The sequence below is a fragment of the Marinobacter panjinensis genome (assembly GCF_005298175.1).
Classification (GTDB): Bacteria; Pseudomonadota; Gammaproteobacteria; order Pseudomonadales; family Oleiphilaceae; genus Marinobacter; species Marinobacter panjinensis.
In genome coordinates this window covers 31,234-46,728 of sequence record NZ_SZYH01000002.1, presented here as the reverse complement: position 1 = coordinate 46,728, position 15,495 = coordinate 31,234, and the positions used below count along the sequence as shown (strand labels likewise).

The 15,495-nt window shown below is 58.6% G+C and carries 14 protein-coding genes; 5 read left to right on the top strand and 9 right to left on the bottom strand.

Going from position 1 to position 15,495, the window contains the following annotated elements:
* Positions 1 to 7: 7 nt before the first annotated feature.
* Positions 8 to 802, bottom strand: coding sequence for a sulfite exporter TauE/SafE family protein (locus tag FDP08_RS16515; RefSeq protein ID WP_137437404.1), 795 nt, complete (start codon positions 800 to 802; stop codon positions 8 to 10).
* Between the two features lie 85 nt (positions 803 to 887).
* Between FDP08_RS16515 and FDP08_RS16510 the strand changes: the two genes are divergently transcribed.
* The 4 genes from FDP08_RS16510 to dxs all read left to right on the top strand — a co-directional run bounded on the left by FDP08_RS16510 (position 888) and on the right by dxs (position 4,953).
* Positions 888 to 1,673 carry an NRDE family protein gene (locus tag FDP08_RS16510; protein WP_137437403.1) on the top strand — a complete coding sequence of 262 codons (786 nt, stop codon included), beginning with the start codon at positions 888 to 890 and terminating at the stop codon, positions 1,671 to 1,673.
* A 48-nt stretch (positions 1,674 to 1,721) separates the two neighbouring features.
* On the top strand, positions 1,722 to 1,976 hold the full coding sequence (locus tag FDP08_RS16505) for an exodeoxyribonuclease VII small subunit (protein WP_137437402.1): 255 nt from the start codon (positions 1,722 to 1,724) through the stop codon (positions 1,974 to 1,976).
* Positions 1,976 to 2,875, top strand: coding sequence for a polyprenyl synthetase family protein (locus tag FDP08_RS16500; RefSeq protein WP_137437401.1), 900 nt, complete (start codon positions 1,976 to 1,978; stop codon positions 2,873 to 2,875). Before FDP08_RS16505 ends, FDP08_RS16500 begins: the two co-directional genes overlap by 1 nt.
* Positions 2,876 to 3,018: 143 nt before the next feature.
* Entirely contained in the window at positions 3,019 to 4,953 is a 1,935-nt protein-coding gene (gene dxs / locus FDP08_RS16495) for a 1-deoxy-D-xylulose-5-phosphate synthase (RefSeq protein ID WP_137437400.1), read from the top strand.
* Positions 4,954 to 4,970: 17 nt separating this feature from the next.
* Here the strand turns inward: dxs and ribA are convergent, their stop codons facing one another.
* The 6 genes from ribA to FDP08_RS16465 form a co-directional block, all read right to left on the bottom strand.
* Positions 4,971 to 5,585, bottom strand: coding sequence for a GTP cyclohydrolase II (ribA, locus tag FDP08_RS16490; RefSeq protein ID WP_137437399.1), 615 nt, complete (start codon positions 5,583 to 5,585; stop codon positions 4,971 to 4,973).
* Positions 5,586 to 5,695: 110 nt separating this feature from the next.
* Entirely contained in the window at positions 5,696 to 6,184 is a 489-nt protein-coding gene (gene moaC / locus FDP08_RS16485) for a cyclic pyranopterin monophosphate synthase MoaC (RefSeq protein WP_137437398.1), read from the bottom strand.
* An 80-nt stretch (positions 6,185 to 6,264) separates the two neighbouring features.
* Complete coding sequence (locus tag FDP08_RS16480; RefSeq protein ID WP_137437397.1) at positions 6,265 to 7,224, bottom strand: Nudix family hydrolase; 960 nt, start codon at positions 7,222 to 7,224, stop codon at positions 6,265 to 6,267.
* A 2-nt stretch (positions 7,225 to 7,226) separates the two neighbouring features.
* Positions 7,227 to 8,444, bottom strand: a complete 1,218-nt coding sequence (gene argJ, locus FDP08_RS16475) for a bifunctional glutamate N-acetyltransferase/amino-acid acetyltransferase ArgJ (RefSeq protein WP_137437396.1) — start codon at positions 8,442 to 8,444, stop codon at positions 7,227 to 7,229.
* A gap of 95 nt (positions 8,445 to 8,539) precedes the next feature.
* Positions 8,540 to 11,287 carry a preprotein translocase subunit SecA gene (gene secA, locus FDP08_RS16470; RefSeq protein ID WP_137437395.1) on the bottom strand — a complete coding sequence of 916 codons (2,748 nt, stop codon included), beginning with the start codon at positions 11,285 to 11,287 and terminating at the stop codon, positions 8,540 to 8,542.
* 175 nt (positions 11,288 to 11,462) lie between these two features.
* A complete protein-coding gene (locus tag FDP08_RS16465; RefSeq protein WP_137437394.1) occupies positions 11,463 to 12,416 on the bottom strand; it encodes a M23 family metallopeptidase in 954 nt (317 codons plus the stop codon).
* Between the two features lie 293 nt (positions 12,417 to 12,709).
* On the opposite strand from FDP08_RS16465, the gene FDP08_RS16460 reads away from it, so the two are divergent.
* Complete coding sequence (locus FDP08_RS16460; RefSeq protein WP_137437393.1) at positions 12,710 to 13,156, top strand: DciA family protein; 447 nt, start codon at positions 12,710 to 12,712, stop codon at positions 13,154 to 13,156.
* Between the two features lie 11 nt (positions 13,157 to 13,167).
* Here the strand turns inward: FDP08_RS16460 and lpxC are convergent, their stop codons facing one another.
* Together lpxC and ftsZ are read right to left on the bottom strand one after the other, a co-directional pair.
* The gene (lpxC, locus tag FDP08_RS16455; protein WP_137437392.1) at positions 13,168 to 14,082 is read right to left on the bottom strand and encodes a UDP-3-O-acyl-N-acetylglucosamine deacetylase; all 915 of its coding nucleotides are present in this window, start codon (positions 14,080 to 14,082) and stop codon (positions 13,168 to 13,170) included.
* A 215-nt stretch (positions 14,083 to 14,297) separates the two neighbouring features.
* A complete protein-coding gene (ftsZ, locus tag FDP08_RS16450; protein ID WP_137437391.1) occupies positions 14,298 to 15,455 on the bottom strand; it encodes a cell division protein FtsZ in 1,158 nt (385 codons plus the stop codon).
* Between the last annotated feature and the right edge of the window lie 40 nt (positions 15,456 to 15,495).

Below are 15,495 nucleotides of genomic sequence, written 5' to 3'. Positions count from 1 at the left end.
CCTCAGGTCATAACAGAAAACGGATACCCACCACGATCAGTACCATGGCGAAGATTTTTTTCAACAGAGCGGCGTCCAGGCGGTGTGCCAGGTTGGCACCTAAGCGGGCGAACAATACGCTGGTCAGGACAATACCCAGAAACGCCGGCAAGTAAATGAAGCCCACGCTGAGATCCGGCAGATGCGGGTTCTGCCAGCCGGTACCAATATTCGCCAGCGCACCGGCCACGGCAATGGGCAAGCCACAGGCGGCGGAGGTTCCCACAGCCTGCTGCATTCGGACATTACACCAGCTCAGGAAAGGTACCGTCAGCGTGCCGCCACCGATACCGAAAATCGCAGATGCCCAACCGATTCCTGCGCCCGCGCCACCCAGCCCTGCGGAACCGGGTACGTCGCGACCGGGTTTCGGATTGACCTCCAGCAGCATTTTCAGCGCCACCAGAATAACGAACACACCGATGATCAGCTCCAGCGCATCGCCACTGAGCATGGACGCCGTCCAGGCGCCGAGTATCGCGCCTACCACGATACCTGCGGTCATTGGGCGAAAAATTTCCCAGCGAACCGCTTGATGGAGGTGATGCGAGCGTATGGAGCTCATTGACGTGAAGACGATGGTTGCCAGCGACGTTCCCACGGCCAGGTGCGCGACGATTTCACTACTGATCCCCTGCAGGCCAAAACTGAAGATCAATACCGGCACAATGACCAGGCCACCACCAATGCCAAACAGGCCCGCCATGGTGCCCGCCAGGGCGCCCAGCGCCAGATAAAGACCAATTACCGCAATCAAGCTCATACTCAGCCACACACAGAGAATAAAACAGGCTGGTATGATACACACCGACGCATCTTTGTTCACTCGCGATGGATGAGCCCCCTTCATGTGCCTGATTGTTTTTTCCCTGCGACAGCATCCTGACTTCCCGCTGGTGGTGGCGGCCAATCGCGACGAGTTCTTTCGCCGCCCTACCGCGGCCATGGACTGGTGGGCCAGCGAAACCGCCGGCCGGGAGGTCCTTGCGGGTCGGGATCTGCTCTCCGGTGGCACCTGGCTTGCCGTCGACATCAATGGCCAGGTCTGTGCAGTGACCAATGTACGGGAAGGCACCCAGGCACCGGGCACCCACTCCCGGGGCGAACTTCCACTAATGGCCCTTGCCCAGGACAGCGAGACGCTGGAACCCCGGCTTCGGCAACAGAATAACCGATATTCTGGCTTCAACCTGGTCAGCCTGAATACGCAACATGGCTGGTATTTCAGCAATCGCGATGCCCACCCCGGCCGCCACGTTCACCGTGGCACCTATGGTCTCAGCAATCATCTACTGCAAACACCCTGGCCCAAACTGCTCCGGCTCAGGAACTCGGTTACAGAACTGCTTGAGAGCGCAAGCTCCGGGACGACCGAGGAGCTCCATCAGAACTTGATCACCCGCCTGCAAGACACCACGCCCGCGCCTGACCGGGAGTTGCCGGATACCGGGGTGGGCCGGGAGACAGAGCGGTTCCTTTCGTCACCGTTTATCATTGGCAGTGATTATGGCACCCGCGCCACCACGGTTGTCACCGTCAGTACCTCCGGTGAGATCCGCGTCACCGAACAGGTATGGGGGCCTGAGGGCAAAAAGGAAGACGCCAGAGCATTCTGCTGGCAGCGGCCGGCCTGAAGCTTTGATATAATCCGCCAAATTCCGCCAAGCAACCGGAGGCCCCGTATGGCCGGTGAGAAAAGCACGGCGTCCATCGCCGACTTTGAAAAGTCCCTGGATGAGCTGGAAAAACTGGTCCGCGACCTGGAGCAGGGCGAACTGTCCCTGGAGCAGTCACTGACGGCATTTGAACGGGGCGTAAAGCTCACACGCGAGTGCCAGCAGGCACTCAAGACAGCGGAACAGCGAGTGGAGCAGTTGGTGGAAAACAGCGATGGCACACTGGAAACCAGACCTTTTACCCCGGACGAACCTGCCTGATGCCAACACCGAATACCCGCCTGGTGACATTCCTGGAGCATTGCCGCAGCCGGATCGATACAGAACTGGAGTGCCGGCTGGCCATGTCGGGCAACAGTTCTGAACGCCTTCAACAGGCCATGCGATACAGTGTACTGGGGGGCGGCAAGCGAATTCGACCGGCCCTGTGTATGGCGGCAGCGGCAGCCGTGGGGCAGTCGCCGGGCAGCGCGACTGTTCCGGCGTGCACCCTGGAGCTGATCCATGCCTATTCACTGATCCATGATGACCTGCCCGCCATGGATGACGATGAACTGCGTCGGGGCCGGGCCACAACCCATATTGCCTTTGACGAAGCGACTGCCATTCTTGCGGGTGATGCGCTGCAGGCCATGGCATTCGGCTGGCTGGCCGAAGCACCTGGGCTGGATGACCAGATCCGCCTGGCCATGATCAGGGAACTGGCCTCCGCCAGCGGGCACCTGGGCATGGTGGGCGGCCAGGCCATCGACCTGGAATCGGTCGGCAAGAGCCTGACCATCGACCAGCTGGAGACTATGCATCGCCACAAAACCGGAGCCCTGATTGCCGCCAGTGTGCGGATAGGCGCACTGACTGCTCCCGAGGTTGGCGAGGAGCAACTGGCAGCCCTTACGATTTATTCACAAACCCTGGGGCTTGCCTTCCAGGTGCAGGATGATCTTCTGGATATTGAAGGTGATACGACCGTCATCGGCAAGCCCCAGGGATCGGACCTCGCCCGTTCCAAACCTACCTACCCGTCACTGCTTGGCACTGCTGGCGCCAGGGACTACTTGTCCCAGCTGCTGGATTCGGCACTGTCCAGTCTTGAGGGGTTCGGCAAGGAAGGCGACATACTCAGAGACATGGCCGGTTACGTGGTGGCCCGCACCCATTGAACCACCACGGCACTGGCATGCACACTGGTAGTGAAGGTGGAGGACTGGTGGAGCCCGTCTGGCCCAATCAGTATGAAACCGGGTCCCTTCATCCCCTATAATAGAAATCACATTTTTGAACCACCCGGAAAAGACCCGAGCAGATGCAGGATACATATACTTTCAAGGAAATCCCGTCAAAACGGCCCAACACGCCGCTTCTGGACAGGATAGATGTTCCAGCACAGCTGCGGGAGCTGGCAGATGACCAGCTCACCCAGCTGGCAAGGGAATTGCGCGCGTTCCTGCTATGGTCGGTAGGTCAGACCGGCGGACACTTCGGTGCGGGTCTGGGCGTTCTGGAACTGACCGTGGCCTTGCACTATGTCTTTAACACGCCAGAAGACCGTCTGGTGTGGGATGTGGGGCATCAGGCCTACCCTCACAAGATCCTCACCGGCCGTCGCGAGCGCATGCACAGCATTCGACGCAAAGGCGGCCTGGCGGGTTTTCCCAAGCGGGCCGAGAGCGAATACGACACCTTCGGCGTAGGGCATTCCAGCACCTCGATCAGTGCCGCCCTGGGCATGGCCGTGGCCGCGCGCCTGCAGGGTACCGGCCGCAAGAGCATCGCCGTGATCGGTGACGGTGCCATGACCGCAGGAATGGCCTTCGAGGCACTGAATCACGCCGGCCACCTGCATGCCGACATGCTGGTTATCCTCAACGACAACGACATGTCCATTTCCCATAATGTGGGCGGGCTGTCGAACTACTTCGCCAAGTTGCTGGCCAGCCGCACCTACAACCAGGTGCGGGACAGCAGCAAACGGGTACTGCAGGCAGCACCACACCTGATGGCGCTGGCCCGCAAGACCGAGGAACACTTCAAGGGCATGATTGCCCCGGGCACCCTGTTCGAGGAACTCGGCTTCAACTACATCGGCCCCATCGACGGCCATGACCTGCCCCTGCTGGTGGAAACCCTGGAAAATATCCGCGAGCTGGACGGCCCGCAATTCCTGCATGTTGTAACCACCAAGGGCAAAGGCTTCGCGCCCGCCGAAGCCGACCCCATTGGCTACCACGCCATCAACAAGATCGAGCCGGTGCCCGCCAGCAAACCGGAGCCGGTAGTACCCAAACCATCGAAGCCCAAGTATGCCAATGTCTTTGGTCAGTGGCTGTGTGACGCCGCAGAGGCGGACGAACGCATTGTCGGCATCACCCCGGCCATGTGTGAGGGCTCTGACCTGCTGGCGTTCTCCCAGCGCTTCCCGGAGCGGTATTTTGACGTTGCCATTGCCGAGCAGCACGCAGTCACCCTGGCGGCAGGTCTTGCCTGTGATGGCGCCAAGCCGGTGGTTGCCATCTATTCCACGTTCCTGCAACGGGCCTACGACCAGTTGATCCACGATGTGGCGATACAGAACCTGGATGTACTGTTTGCCATTGACCGCGCTGGCCTGGTGGGCGAAGACGGCCCCACCCACGCCGGTGCTTTCGATATCAGTTACCTGCGGTGCATACCCAATATGATCGTGATGGCACCCTCTGACGAAAATGAAACCCGGCAGTTGCTGCATACAGGCATGCTGTTTGATGGCCCCGCTGCGGTCCGCTACCCACGGGGAACCGGACCGGGTGCAGAGATTATCCGGGAGCTCGCTCCCCTGCCCATCGGCAAGGGTCGGCTGGCAAGAGAAGGTACGGGCATCGCCATCCTGAACTTTGGCACCTTGCTGACGCCTGCACTGGAAGCCGCCGAAGCGCTGGGCGCAACGGTGGCCGACATGCGCTTTGTGAAGCCGCTGGATGAGGAACTGATCCTGTTTCTGGCAGAGCAACACGACCTGCTGGTGACTGTCGAGGAAAATGCGATCGCCGGCGGTGCCGGCAGCGCGGTGGCGGAGTTCCTGAACAGCCGCGGCATCAGTCAGCCCCTGCAGCAGATCGGACTTCCGGACACCTTCATTGATCATGGCAAGCACGGAGAACTGCTGTCTTCCTGCGGCCTGGATGCAGAAGGCATCAGACGTGCTATTGAAGGCCGCCGGGAGCGAATGGAAAACAGCCAGTCACTCAAGGCGGTGAAGTAAGGGGGCAGCGGGAAGAATCAGACGGTGGGATCGTCGTCCTGATGAGTCTCGAACCAGTGTCCGAGTTTGCTCTGCTTGGTGTTCAGGTAATGCTCATTGTGGGGGTTACGCCCCACGTGCAGCGGCACACGTTCCGCAATTTCAATACCCAGGCCCGTCAGCGCATCCACTTTGCGGGGGTTGTTGGTCATCAGCCTCAGGCTGCTGATGCCCAGATGCTCCAGCATGTCCCGGCACATCGTGTAATCCCGCAGATCAGCGGCAAAACCGAGTTGCTCGTTGGCTTCAACCGTATCTGCCCCCTGATCCTGCAGATTATAGGCGCGAATCTTGTTCAACAGGCCGATACCCCGGCCCTCCTGGCGTAAGTACATCAGAATGCCACGGCCTTCGCGGGCAATGCTGCGAAGTGCTTCCTCAAGCTGATAGCCGCAATCACAGCGCATGCTGTAGAGCGCATCGCCGGTCAGGCATTCGGAGTGTGTCCGTGCCAGCATCGGCTCGGGACTGCCAAGATCACCCAGCGTAAGGGCCACATGTTCCTTCCCGGTGTCCGGCTCCTCAAAACCGTGCATGTCGAAAACGCCGAAAGGGGTAGGCAACCGGCATGTCTGGATGTAACGAACGGCCACAGTGCTTCCTCGTGGTTCAGTCAATCGGGCCGCGCATTCTATCACGTGGCCACCTTCCTGGCGTAGTCTCTGCACGGTCATTCCTCCGGTCATGCTGACGTATACAACACTTACGAACCGGAGTCTGAAGCAGACCAATGGCCGCTGCGACCGCCCTTCTTCTCCAGCAGGCGGACATTATCCACCACCATACCGCGATCAACCGCCTTGCACATGTCGTAGAGCGTCAGTGCGGCCACACTGGCAGCCGTCAGCGCCTCCATTTCGACTCCCGTCTGACCCGCGAGTTTGCACAGCGTGGCAATATGGACCGACGCACCATCTTCACCCGGCGTCAGCTCAACTTTCACCGACGTCAGGTTCAGTGCGTGGCATAAAGGAATCAGGTCGTGGGTTTTCTTCGCCGCCATAATGCCCGCTACCCGTGCGACCGCCAACACGTCACCCTTAGGGTGCTGCCCTTCTACGATCATTGCGAGGGTTTCAGGCGCCATCCTGATCAGAGCTTCCGCTCTGGCCTCGCGTTCGGTGACGGCCTTGGACGTCACGTCTACCATCCGTGCGGCGCCTTTTTCATCAAGATGCGTCAGTTTGCTCACAATCGCTCCAGGGGATCATCGGGTGGGTGTTAGTTTCGCCTATCATACCAGAGGGCACAGGCTGTGCGGCCTGATCGTTATCAGACGTCTGACCACCAGAAACTGATACCGGCAATACCCTGGGCACCAGCACCGCGAGCTTCGTCAATATCGGTCAAAGACAGACCGCCCAGCGCATAAACCGGAACCGTCGAGGCCGCCACCAAGGCCCGGAAACGACGCCAGCCCATACCGTGCGCGCCAGGATGGGAGGGGGTGGGATTTACCGGGCCAAGGGTAATGAAATCCGCCTGTAACTGCACCGCATGGGCAATTTCCCCTTCATTGTGACAGGAGACCGCCAACAGGTAATTGTCAGCGATGGGGCGGGTCGCAAACTGCCTGGCTTCACGCCAGGGCAGATGCACCCCCCGGGCCTGCGGGAGATGTTCGATCAGGGAGGGATACCCGTGCAGCATCAGCATGGCATCGGTGGCCTGACAGACCTCCAGTGCCCGGTGCGCCAGCCGGGTGTAGGCCTCGACGCTTAACTCCGGTGCCCTGAACAGGGTAAGTTCCGGTCCGCCACATTCCGCGCTTTGCTGTAGCCGCCTGACAAAAGCATCTTCGTTTTCTACCGTGCCGGTAATGGCATATTGGCGGGGAAGTCGCAGCGCGCGGATAATCGGCCGGTTCGCAACGGGGAAATCCACATCCGTCAGCTCGCGCACATCAAGCCAGCGTATTTCCTGGCCCTCGCGGCCCTCTGGCTCTCCCTCGGCTGAAGACGTTTGCCAGACATCGAGAAACACCCGCTTGTCACCGTAGTCGTGGCGAACCTCTATGACCGGCACAAGGGATTCCGGGGCAATTCGCAACCCGGTTTCTTCCCGGATCTCCCTGACCAGCGCCTGTTGAACCGTCTCGCCCTCTTCCACCTTGCCCCCCGGAAACTCCAGAAGGCCGCCCTGGTGGACATGCTCAGGCCGGCGGGCGATCAGTACTTTGCCCTGGCGGAAAATGACTCCCACCGCAACGTGTATTTCCGGAACAGCTGCCATGATCAGGTGCGGTACTCGGCATTAATGGTGACATAGTCGTGGGAGAAGTCGCAGGTCCACACCCGCTCCATGATTTCGCCACGCTTAAGATCAATGTGAATGGTAATCTCCTCGCCACTCATCACCGCCTGCCCACGGGACTCACTGTAATCCTCGGCGCGGCCGCCATTGCGCACCAGGCAGACATCCCCCAGCCAGATTTCGAGGGCATTCAGGTCCAGCCCCTCGACCCCGGCACGGCCCACCGCCGCCAGGATCCGGCCCCAATTGGGATCGGAAGCGAACAGGGCAGTCTTGACCAGGGGTGAGTGGGCAACGGTGTAGGCGACGTCCAGAGACTCCTCAACGGAACTGGCCCGGCTGACTTCGATGGTGACAAACTTGGTGGCACCCTCTCCGTCCCGGACAATGGCGTGAGCCAATTCCAGGAACACGTCCTGCAGCGCTGCTCTGAGTTCAGGCAGGCATGGACTGTCGGAGGTGATCTCCGGACCGCCGTATTGGCCACTGGCGATCAGCATACAGGCGTCGTTGGTGGAGGTGTCGCCATCGATGGTAATGCGGTTGAAGGACTTTTCCCCCAGTTCCGAAGCCAGTGACGACAACACATCCGGTGCAATCTTTGCGTCGGTAGCGATAAACCCGAGCATGGTGGCCATGTTGGGGCGAATCATGCCTGCGCCTTTGCTGATACCGGAAATTGAGACCTTGTGGCCGTTCAGCTCAATCTGGCGGGTTGCACCCTTGGGACGGGTATCGGTGGTCATAATGCCGGAGGCAGCTTCGGCCCAGTGGGATTCGGAAACATCGTTCAGCGCTTGCGGCAGGGCGTTGACAATTTTATCCACCGGCAGCGGCTCACCAATGACACCCGTGGAGAACGGTAGTATGGCCCCGGCAGCTAAGCCAGCATGATCTGCCAGCGCCTGGCAGCAGGCCTGGGCATCTTTCATGCCCTGCTCACCCGTACCCGCGTTGGCATTGCCGGTGTTGATCAGCAGGTAACGGGGTGCATCGCTGGCAAGGTGGCGGCGGGTAATGTGAACCGGGGCCGCGCAAAACTGGTTTCGGGTAAAGATACCCGCCACACGGCTACCCGGGGCCAGCTCAATGACCACCAGGTCCTTTTTACCCGGTTTTTTGATGCCGGCGCTACCGATGCCCAGCTTCACGCCGGAAACCGGGAAAAATGTCGGCAAGGTTCCTGGACCAACTGCCATCTTCGTTCTCCTTTTATCTACAGCTACCAAACGAAAAACCCGCAGCCTGACTGGGTCAGGGTGCGGGTCGTTATGCTACTGGTCAGTACCGGGAATCAGCTGACCTTTCCGCAACACTGCTTGTATTTCTTGCCAGACCCACACGGACAAGGCTCGTTGCGCCCCACTTTCCTGTCCTGTCGCACAAAGGTCTCCGGCGTGCCCTGGGATTGAGCGCCGGAAGCACCGGCAGTGTCATCCTGCTTCTGGCCAGTGGCACTGGTCTCATCGTGGCGCAGACGGGCCTGGGCAAGCTCACGCTCCAGCTCTTCCTTGCGGCGCCGTTCCACCTCTTCCATTTCTTCACGGCTCTGCACGCGAACGTGGGAAAGCACCCTAACCACATCGCGCTTCATGGTTTCCAGCATGCTCTCAAACAGGTTGAACGCCTCGCGCTTGTATTCCTGCTTCGGATTCTTCTGGGCATAACCTCGCAGATGGATACCACGGCGCAGATGATCCATGTTCGACAGGTGTTCCTTCCACAGGGTATCAAGCACCTGCAGGAATACCTGCTTCTCGAACTTGCGCATGGGCTCGGAACCGGCAATTTCTTCCTTGGCCTCATAGGCTGCGACAATTTCGTCCAGAATCCGCTGCCTGAGATTTTCCTCGAACAGCTTGCTGTCTTCATCCAACCACTTCTGAACCGGCAGGCTAATGGCCAGTTCCGACTGCAACTGGCTTTCAAGGCCGGGCACATCCCATTGCTCAGGCATGCTTTGCGGCGGAATGAATTCGCTGATCAACGAGTCGACAACGTCCTCGCGGATGGTCTTGACCATGTCAGAGATGTCGTCTGAGGACATCACCTCGTTACGCTGGTCGTAGATCACCGTACGCTGGTCATTGGCAACGTCATCGTATTCCAGCAGAGTTTTGCGCATATCGAAGTTGCGGCCTTCCACCTTGCGCTGGGACTTCTCGATGGCGTTGGTGACCATGCGATGCTCGATGGCCTCGCCTTTCTTCATGCCCATGGCCTGCATCAGGCTCTTCACCCGGTCCGGGGCGAAGATCCGCATCAGGTTGTCTTCCAGGGACAGGAAGAAACGCGACGAGCCAGGGTCACCCTGACGACCGGCACGACCACGGAGCTGGTTGTCGATCCGACGGGACTCGTGCCGCTCGGTACCAATGATGTGCAGGCCTCCGGCCTCGAGCACCTGGTTGTGTCGCTCGGTCCACTCGGCCTTGATACGGGCAACTTCTTCTTCGGTGGGGTTCTCCAGACCCGCGACCTCGAATTCCCAGTTACCGCCCAGCACGATGTCGGTACCACGGCCCGCCATGTTGGTGGCAATAGTGACAGCGCCGGGGCGGCCAGCCTGGGCGATGATCTGGGCTTCGCTTTCGTGCTGCTTGGCGTTCAGGATCTTGTGATCAATCCGCGCCTTCTTGAGCAACATGGACAACAGCTCGGACGCCTCAATGGAAGCGGTACCCACCAGGATCGGTCGCCCTTCGGTCGTTACGTCCTTGATCTCGTCAATGATGGCGTGGAACTTTTCATCCTGGGTCAGGTAGATCAGGTCGTTGTAGTCGATCCGCTGAATCGGCTTGTTGGGCGGAATAACCACCACGTCCAGGCCATAGATCTGGCGGAATTCGAAGGCTTCGGTGTCGGCAGTACCGGTCATGCCGGCCAGCTTGTCGTAAAGACGGAAATAGTTCTGGAAGGTGGTGGAAGCCAGGGTCTGACTCTCCGCCTGGATACGGACACCTTCCTTGGCCTCGATCGCCTGGTGCAGGCCTTCACTCCAGCGGCGGCCAGGCATGGTACGGCCGGTATGCTCATCCACGATGACCACCTGGTCACCCTGAACGATATAGTCCACATCTTTCTGGAACAGGTGGTGCGCCCTGAGGGCTGAATGGATATGGTGCAACAGGCTGAGATTGGCGGCGGAATAAAGGCTCTCGCCTTCTTTCAACAGGCCGCGCTCCAGCAACAGTTCCTCTACTCGCTCGTGACCGCTTTCAGTCAGTTCTACCTGACGGGACTTCTCATCGATGGTGAAGTCGCCGCTGGGTTCGGCTTCTTCCTCACTGACTTCGCCCTGTTCAAGCCTGGGCACCAGTTCATTGATGGCCTGGTAGAGTTTCGAGCTGTCTTCGGCCGCACCGGAGATGATCAGGGGCGTACGGGCCTCGTCTATAAGAATGGAGTCCACTTCGTCGACAATGGCAAAGTGCAATCCGCGCTGCACCTTGTCTTCAGTGCTGAACGCCATGTTGTCCCGCAGGTAATCAAAACCGAACTCGTTGTTGGTGCCGTAGGTAATGTCGGCCTGATAGGCAGCACGCTTCTCTTCCTGGGGCTGACCGGCGGCGACAACGCCCACCTGAAGGCCCAGAAAACGATAGAGCTTGCCCATCCACTCGGCGTCCCGGCGGGCCAGGTAATCGTTCACCGTCACCAGGTGAGCGCCTTTTCCGGTCAGTGCGTTCAGGTAAACTGCCAGCGTGGCCACCAGGGTTTTACCCTCACCGGTTTTCATCTCGGAAATCCGGCCTTCGTGCAGCGTAATACCGCCGACCATCTGCACGTCGTAATGGCGCATTCCCATTACCCGCCGGCTGGCTTCCCGGGTGGTGGCAAAGGCTTCCGGAAGCAGCGCATCCAGACTTTCGCCTTCGTCATAGCGACGGCGGAATTCTGCAGTCTTTCCCTGCAACTCGGTGTCGGACAAATTGCCATACTGCTCTTCAAGTTCGTTAATGCGCGAGACAGTTTTGCGCATTCGCTTGATTTCTCTGGCGTTCTTACTGCCGAACATCTTGGTTGCAAGCTTTGTGAACATAGACCACTGCTTCTTTGATTAAACGGAGGAAGCCGGCATTCTAACCTTATTTCGCGGCAGTACAAAAGTCAGGCCTCACAGAAGCCTGTCACAACGCTGAAAAGATTGAAAAAAGGGTGCCGGGCCGGAGCAACAGTAAGGAGTCAGGCGCCACTCTGGGCGCCTGGCAAGCCGCTTAGCGGCTGGCTCGCTTGATATAGGTTTCCGGGTTCTCGGACTTGCCGTTACGGATGACCTCAAAATGCACGTGAGGGCCGGTAGAGCGCCCGGTGCTACCCATCAGCGCCAGAACCTCACCCTTCTGGACAACGTCCCCCACCTTGACCTTGATCGTCTTGGCGTGAGCGTAGCGGGTCACCAGGCCATCACCGTGGTCAACCTCCACCAGATTGCCATAACCGTAGCGCTCATCGGCATAGGTGACCACACCGCCGGCAACAGAGATGATATCGCTGCCGTCCTTGCCTGCCAGATCCACTCCGGCGTGCCAGGTACGTTTTCCGTTAAAGGGATCCGAACGATAGCCGTACTTGGACGACAACCAGCCCCAGGTGATTGGGCGGCCCTGCACATAGAGCTCTTTCTCAAGTTTCTGGCGGGAAGTGACCATGTCCAGCATTCGCAGTTGCTGCTCGCGGTCTTCAATACGCCGTGCCAGCTGATCGATCATGCCGGTGAGTTCAGGGGCCGTGTAGGAGTCACCGTCGAGACCGTCCTCGGGACCGCCCACTGCAGCCGGCTGATCAAAATCGAATTCGTCACTGGCCACGAGGCCTGATTCCACGAAACGCTGCCCGAGCGCATCCAAACGAAGCAGGCGACCCTGCATTTCACCCAGGCGAAGCGTAAGAGCGTCCACCTGCTGCTGTACGTTCTGCTCGATTTGCGCGAGCTCGCCTCTTTGTTCAGTCAATTTCGAGCGCCACTCTGCCACCAGCTCTGACTCAGCGGGCTCGGTCGTCTCGACCTGGCCAAGGGCCACCTGATAACCGGACCAGCCTGCCAGGGCCAGCAGCGCGGTTACGATAAAGACCAGGCCGGCTGCGACCGGAGCGTTTATCGAAACCGCACGGGATTTCCCATGGCGCTTGCCAACAAGGATAATATTCATATCGTCTTCTGGTTTCATGGGGACGCAACCTGATCCTGTAGTGTTGCATCCTGAGTGTTCTGACTGGGCCTGCCGGGGCATCCTATGCCAGATTGCGGAGCTCCTCTCCGTCTACTCAATCCTGGGCAGCATAAACCGTGTCTGAATACGCACGTGCTATCCATTGCAACGACTATAATTGATACGATGGCCGTCACCCGTGGACATACACGCTTTAAGCGATGTAAAACGAGTGTAATACAGGCCCTGCCTATTAACCTTTCAAAAGTGTAACCAATCGTTACCGTTGTCGTCGAGAACTAGTGATTGCCATGAAAAAGAAAACGGACCTCGAATTGACCCCGGACAGTTTCTCCAGAGCCTCAACTTTGCGGGAGCTGATGGCAAAGGCCCAGCATCATGCCCGGGCCGAACAGCTGGTTATTGCAGCATTGCCGGAGAGCCTTGCCAAAGGCACCCGCTTTGTCAGCTGCAAGGAGGGTGAACTGATACTTTCCGCCGCAACGGCCACTACCGCCAGCCAGATCCGTTTTCGTCAACACGAGATCATGGAAGAACTGCGCAAACAGGAGCTGTTCCGCTTTGTCTGGAAGCTGAAGGTGAAGGTTGCCCCACCCCGGTTCAGCGAGCGACCAAAGGTGAAAATGACACCTCTGAGTAACGAAAATGCCCGGCTCCTCAAAGAGGAAGCCGGGCACACGAAGGACAAACAATTACGCGAGGTTCTCGAAAAACTCGCAAGCCACGTCCGGGATTAAGGCGTCCTGCCTCAGCCCGCCGCCAGCACAGGTTTCATATAGGAAATCGGGGCAGCGGCCTCATCGTCAAAGGTAACCACTTCCCACGCATCCTCTTCAGCCCGGAGCTTGCGTAGCAACTTGTTATTCAGGTCATGGCCGGATTTTATACCACGGAACTCGCCAATCAGGCTGTTACCCAACTGGTAGAGGTCACCAATGGCATCCAGCAGCTTGTGCTTGACGAATTCATCGTCGTAACGCAGACCGTCTTCGTTGAGGATCTTGTAGTCATCAACCACGATGGCGTTATCCACGCTTCCGCCCAGTGCCAGGTTCATCGCCCGCAACTTCTCGATGTCACGCATGAACCCGAAAGTCCGTGCGCGGCTGACTTCCTTCACGAAAGACGTGCTGGAGAAGTCAACGGTAGCGGTCTGGGCGCGCCCCTTGAATACAGGGTGATCAAAGTCGATGCCGAAGCTGACCTTGAAGCCTTCGAAGGGCAGCAGGGTCGCTTTCTTGTCACCTTCTTCAACCGTCACTTCACGTTTGATGCGGATAAAACGCTTGGCCGCGTCCTGCTCGGCAATGCCGGCAGACTGCAGAAGAAACACAAAAGGTCCGGCCGAACCGTCCATGATGGGCACTTCCGCTGCACTGAGTTCGACGAAGCAGTTATCAATCCCGAGACCAGCCATGGCTGACAACAAATGCTCTACTGTTGCAACCCGGACACCGTCTTTCAGCAGTGTCGTGGAAAGCATGGTCTCACCCACGTTTTCCGCAGAGGCACGAATGTCGACCACAGGGTCGAGATCGGTGCGGCGGAATACGATGCCCGAGTCCACGGGTGCCGGCTTCAGGGTCAGGTAAACCTTTTCACCTGAGTGAAGGCCAACACCGGTGGCGCGGATGGTGTTTTTGAGTGTCCGTTGTCTGATCATCGGTACATATTTCCGTCACATAAATGCGATATAGTCTGGGCAAAAATCTGCCCGGAGAATACCAGAAAGTAAAACTGAATACCATTTAACCAATCGTAGCTCTTTGTAACTACTGTAACTACTGGACTGGCCCACCGGCCCACGACCGGAGTGGTAAACAGCACACGCCATTCAGCGAAAATGGTTCCACTTCTGAACGCAACTGCAACAGGTTATCAGTCAGCCTGGCGACGAAGGAATGCGGGAATATCGAGATAATCGACCCCCTGCTCTTCGCTGTCCTTGCTGTGATCAATCGCGACGTTGCCATGGGCGACTGCCCTGCGGCGCAACACGGCGGGACGATCAAGCTGATTGTAATCCGTTGTACCATCAAGGCTGCGGGTGTTATCCACTACCTTGGTAGGCTTTTCGCGATCCCCACCCAGGCCGGTTGCGACCACCGTTACCTTGAGTTCGTCGGTCATGTCCGGATCGATCACCGTACCCACCACAACGGTGGCGGAATCCGATGCGAATTCACGAACAATATCGCCAACCTCGGAAAACTCGCCCAGGTTGAGGTCCATACCTGCGGTGATGTTGACCAGGATACCCTTGGCGCCCTGCAGGTTGATATCTTCCAGCAGCGGGCTGCGTATTGCCGCTTCGGCGGCTTCGCGGGCCCGGTTCTCGCCGGTAGCACGCGCGGTACCCATCATTGCATTGCCCATTTCCGACATAACAGTCTTTACGTCGGCAAAGTCCACATTGATCATTCCGTTGCGGGTAATCAGGTCCGCAATACCCTGAACCGCTCCCAGCAGCACGTCGTTGGCCGAGGCGAACGCGTCCAGCAGGCTGGTTTTCTTGCCCATCACCGCCAGCAACTTTTCGTTGGGGATGGTGATCAGCGAGTCAACGGTTTCTTCCAGTTCCTTGAGGCCGGCGTCAGCCACGCTCATGCGCTTGCCGCCTTCAAACATGAACGGCTTGGTGACCACCGCCACGGTCAGGATGCCCAGTTCTCGGGCCACTTCGGCTACCACGGGCGCAGCACCGGTACCGGTTCCGCCGCCCATGCCGGCGGTAATGAACACCATATCAGCACCTTTCAGTGCCTCTGCGATGCGATCGCGGTCTTCCAGGGCTGACTGCCGCCCCACTTCCGGATTTGCTCCGGCACCCAGGCCCTTGGTGATGTTGCCACCAAGCTGGATGATCTGACGTGCGTCCAGGTCCGTCAGGGCCTGGGCGTCGGTATTGGCGCAGATGAACTCCACACCTTCGATATCACTGTTGAGCATGTGGCGAACGGCATTGCCGCCACCACCGCCAACTCCCACTACTTTAATGACAGCGTTCTGCTGGACATTATCGACGAGTTCAAACATTCCCCTACTCCTTCGTGCTGTTTATCAGCCTTTTCCAGAC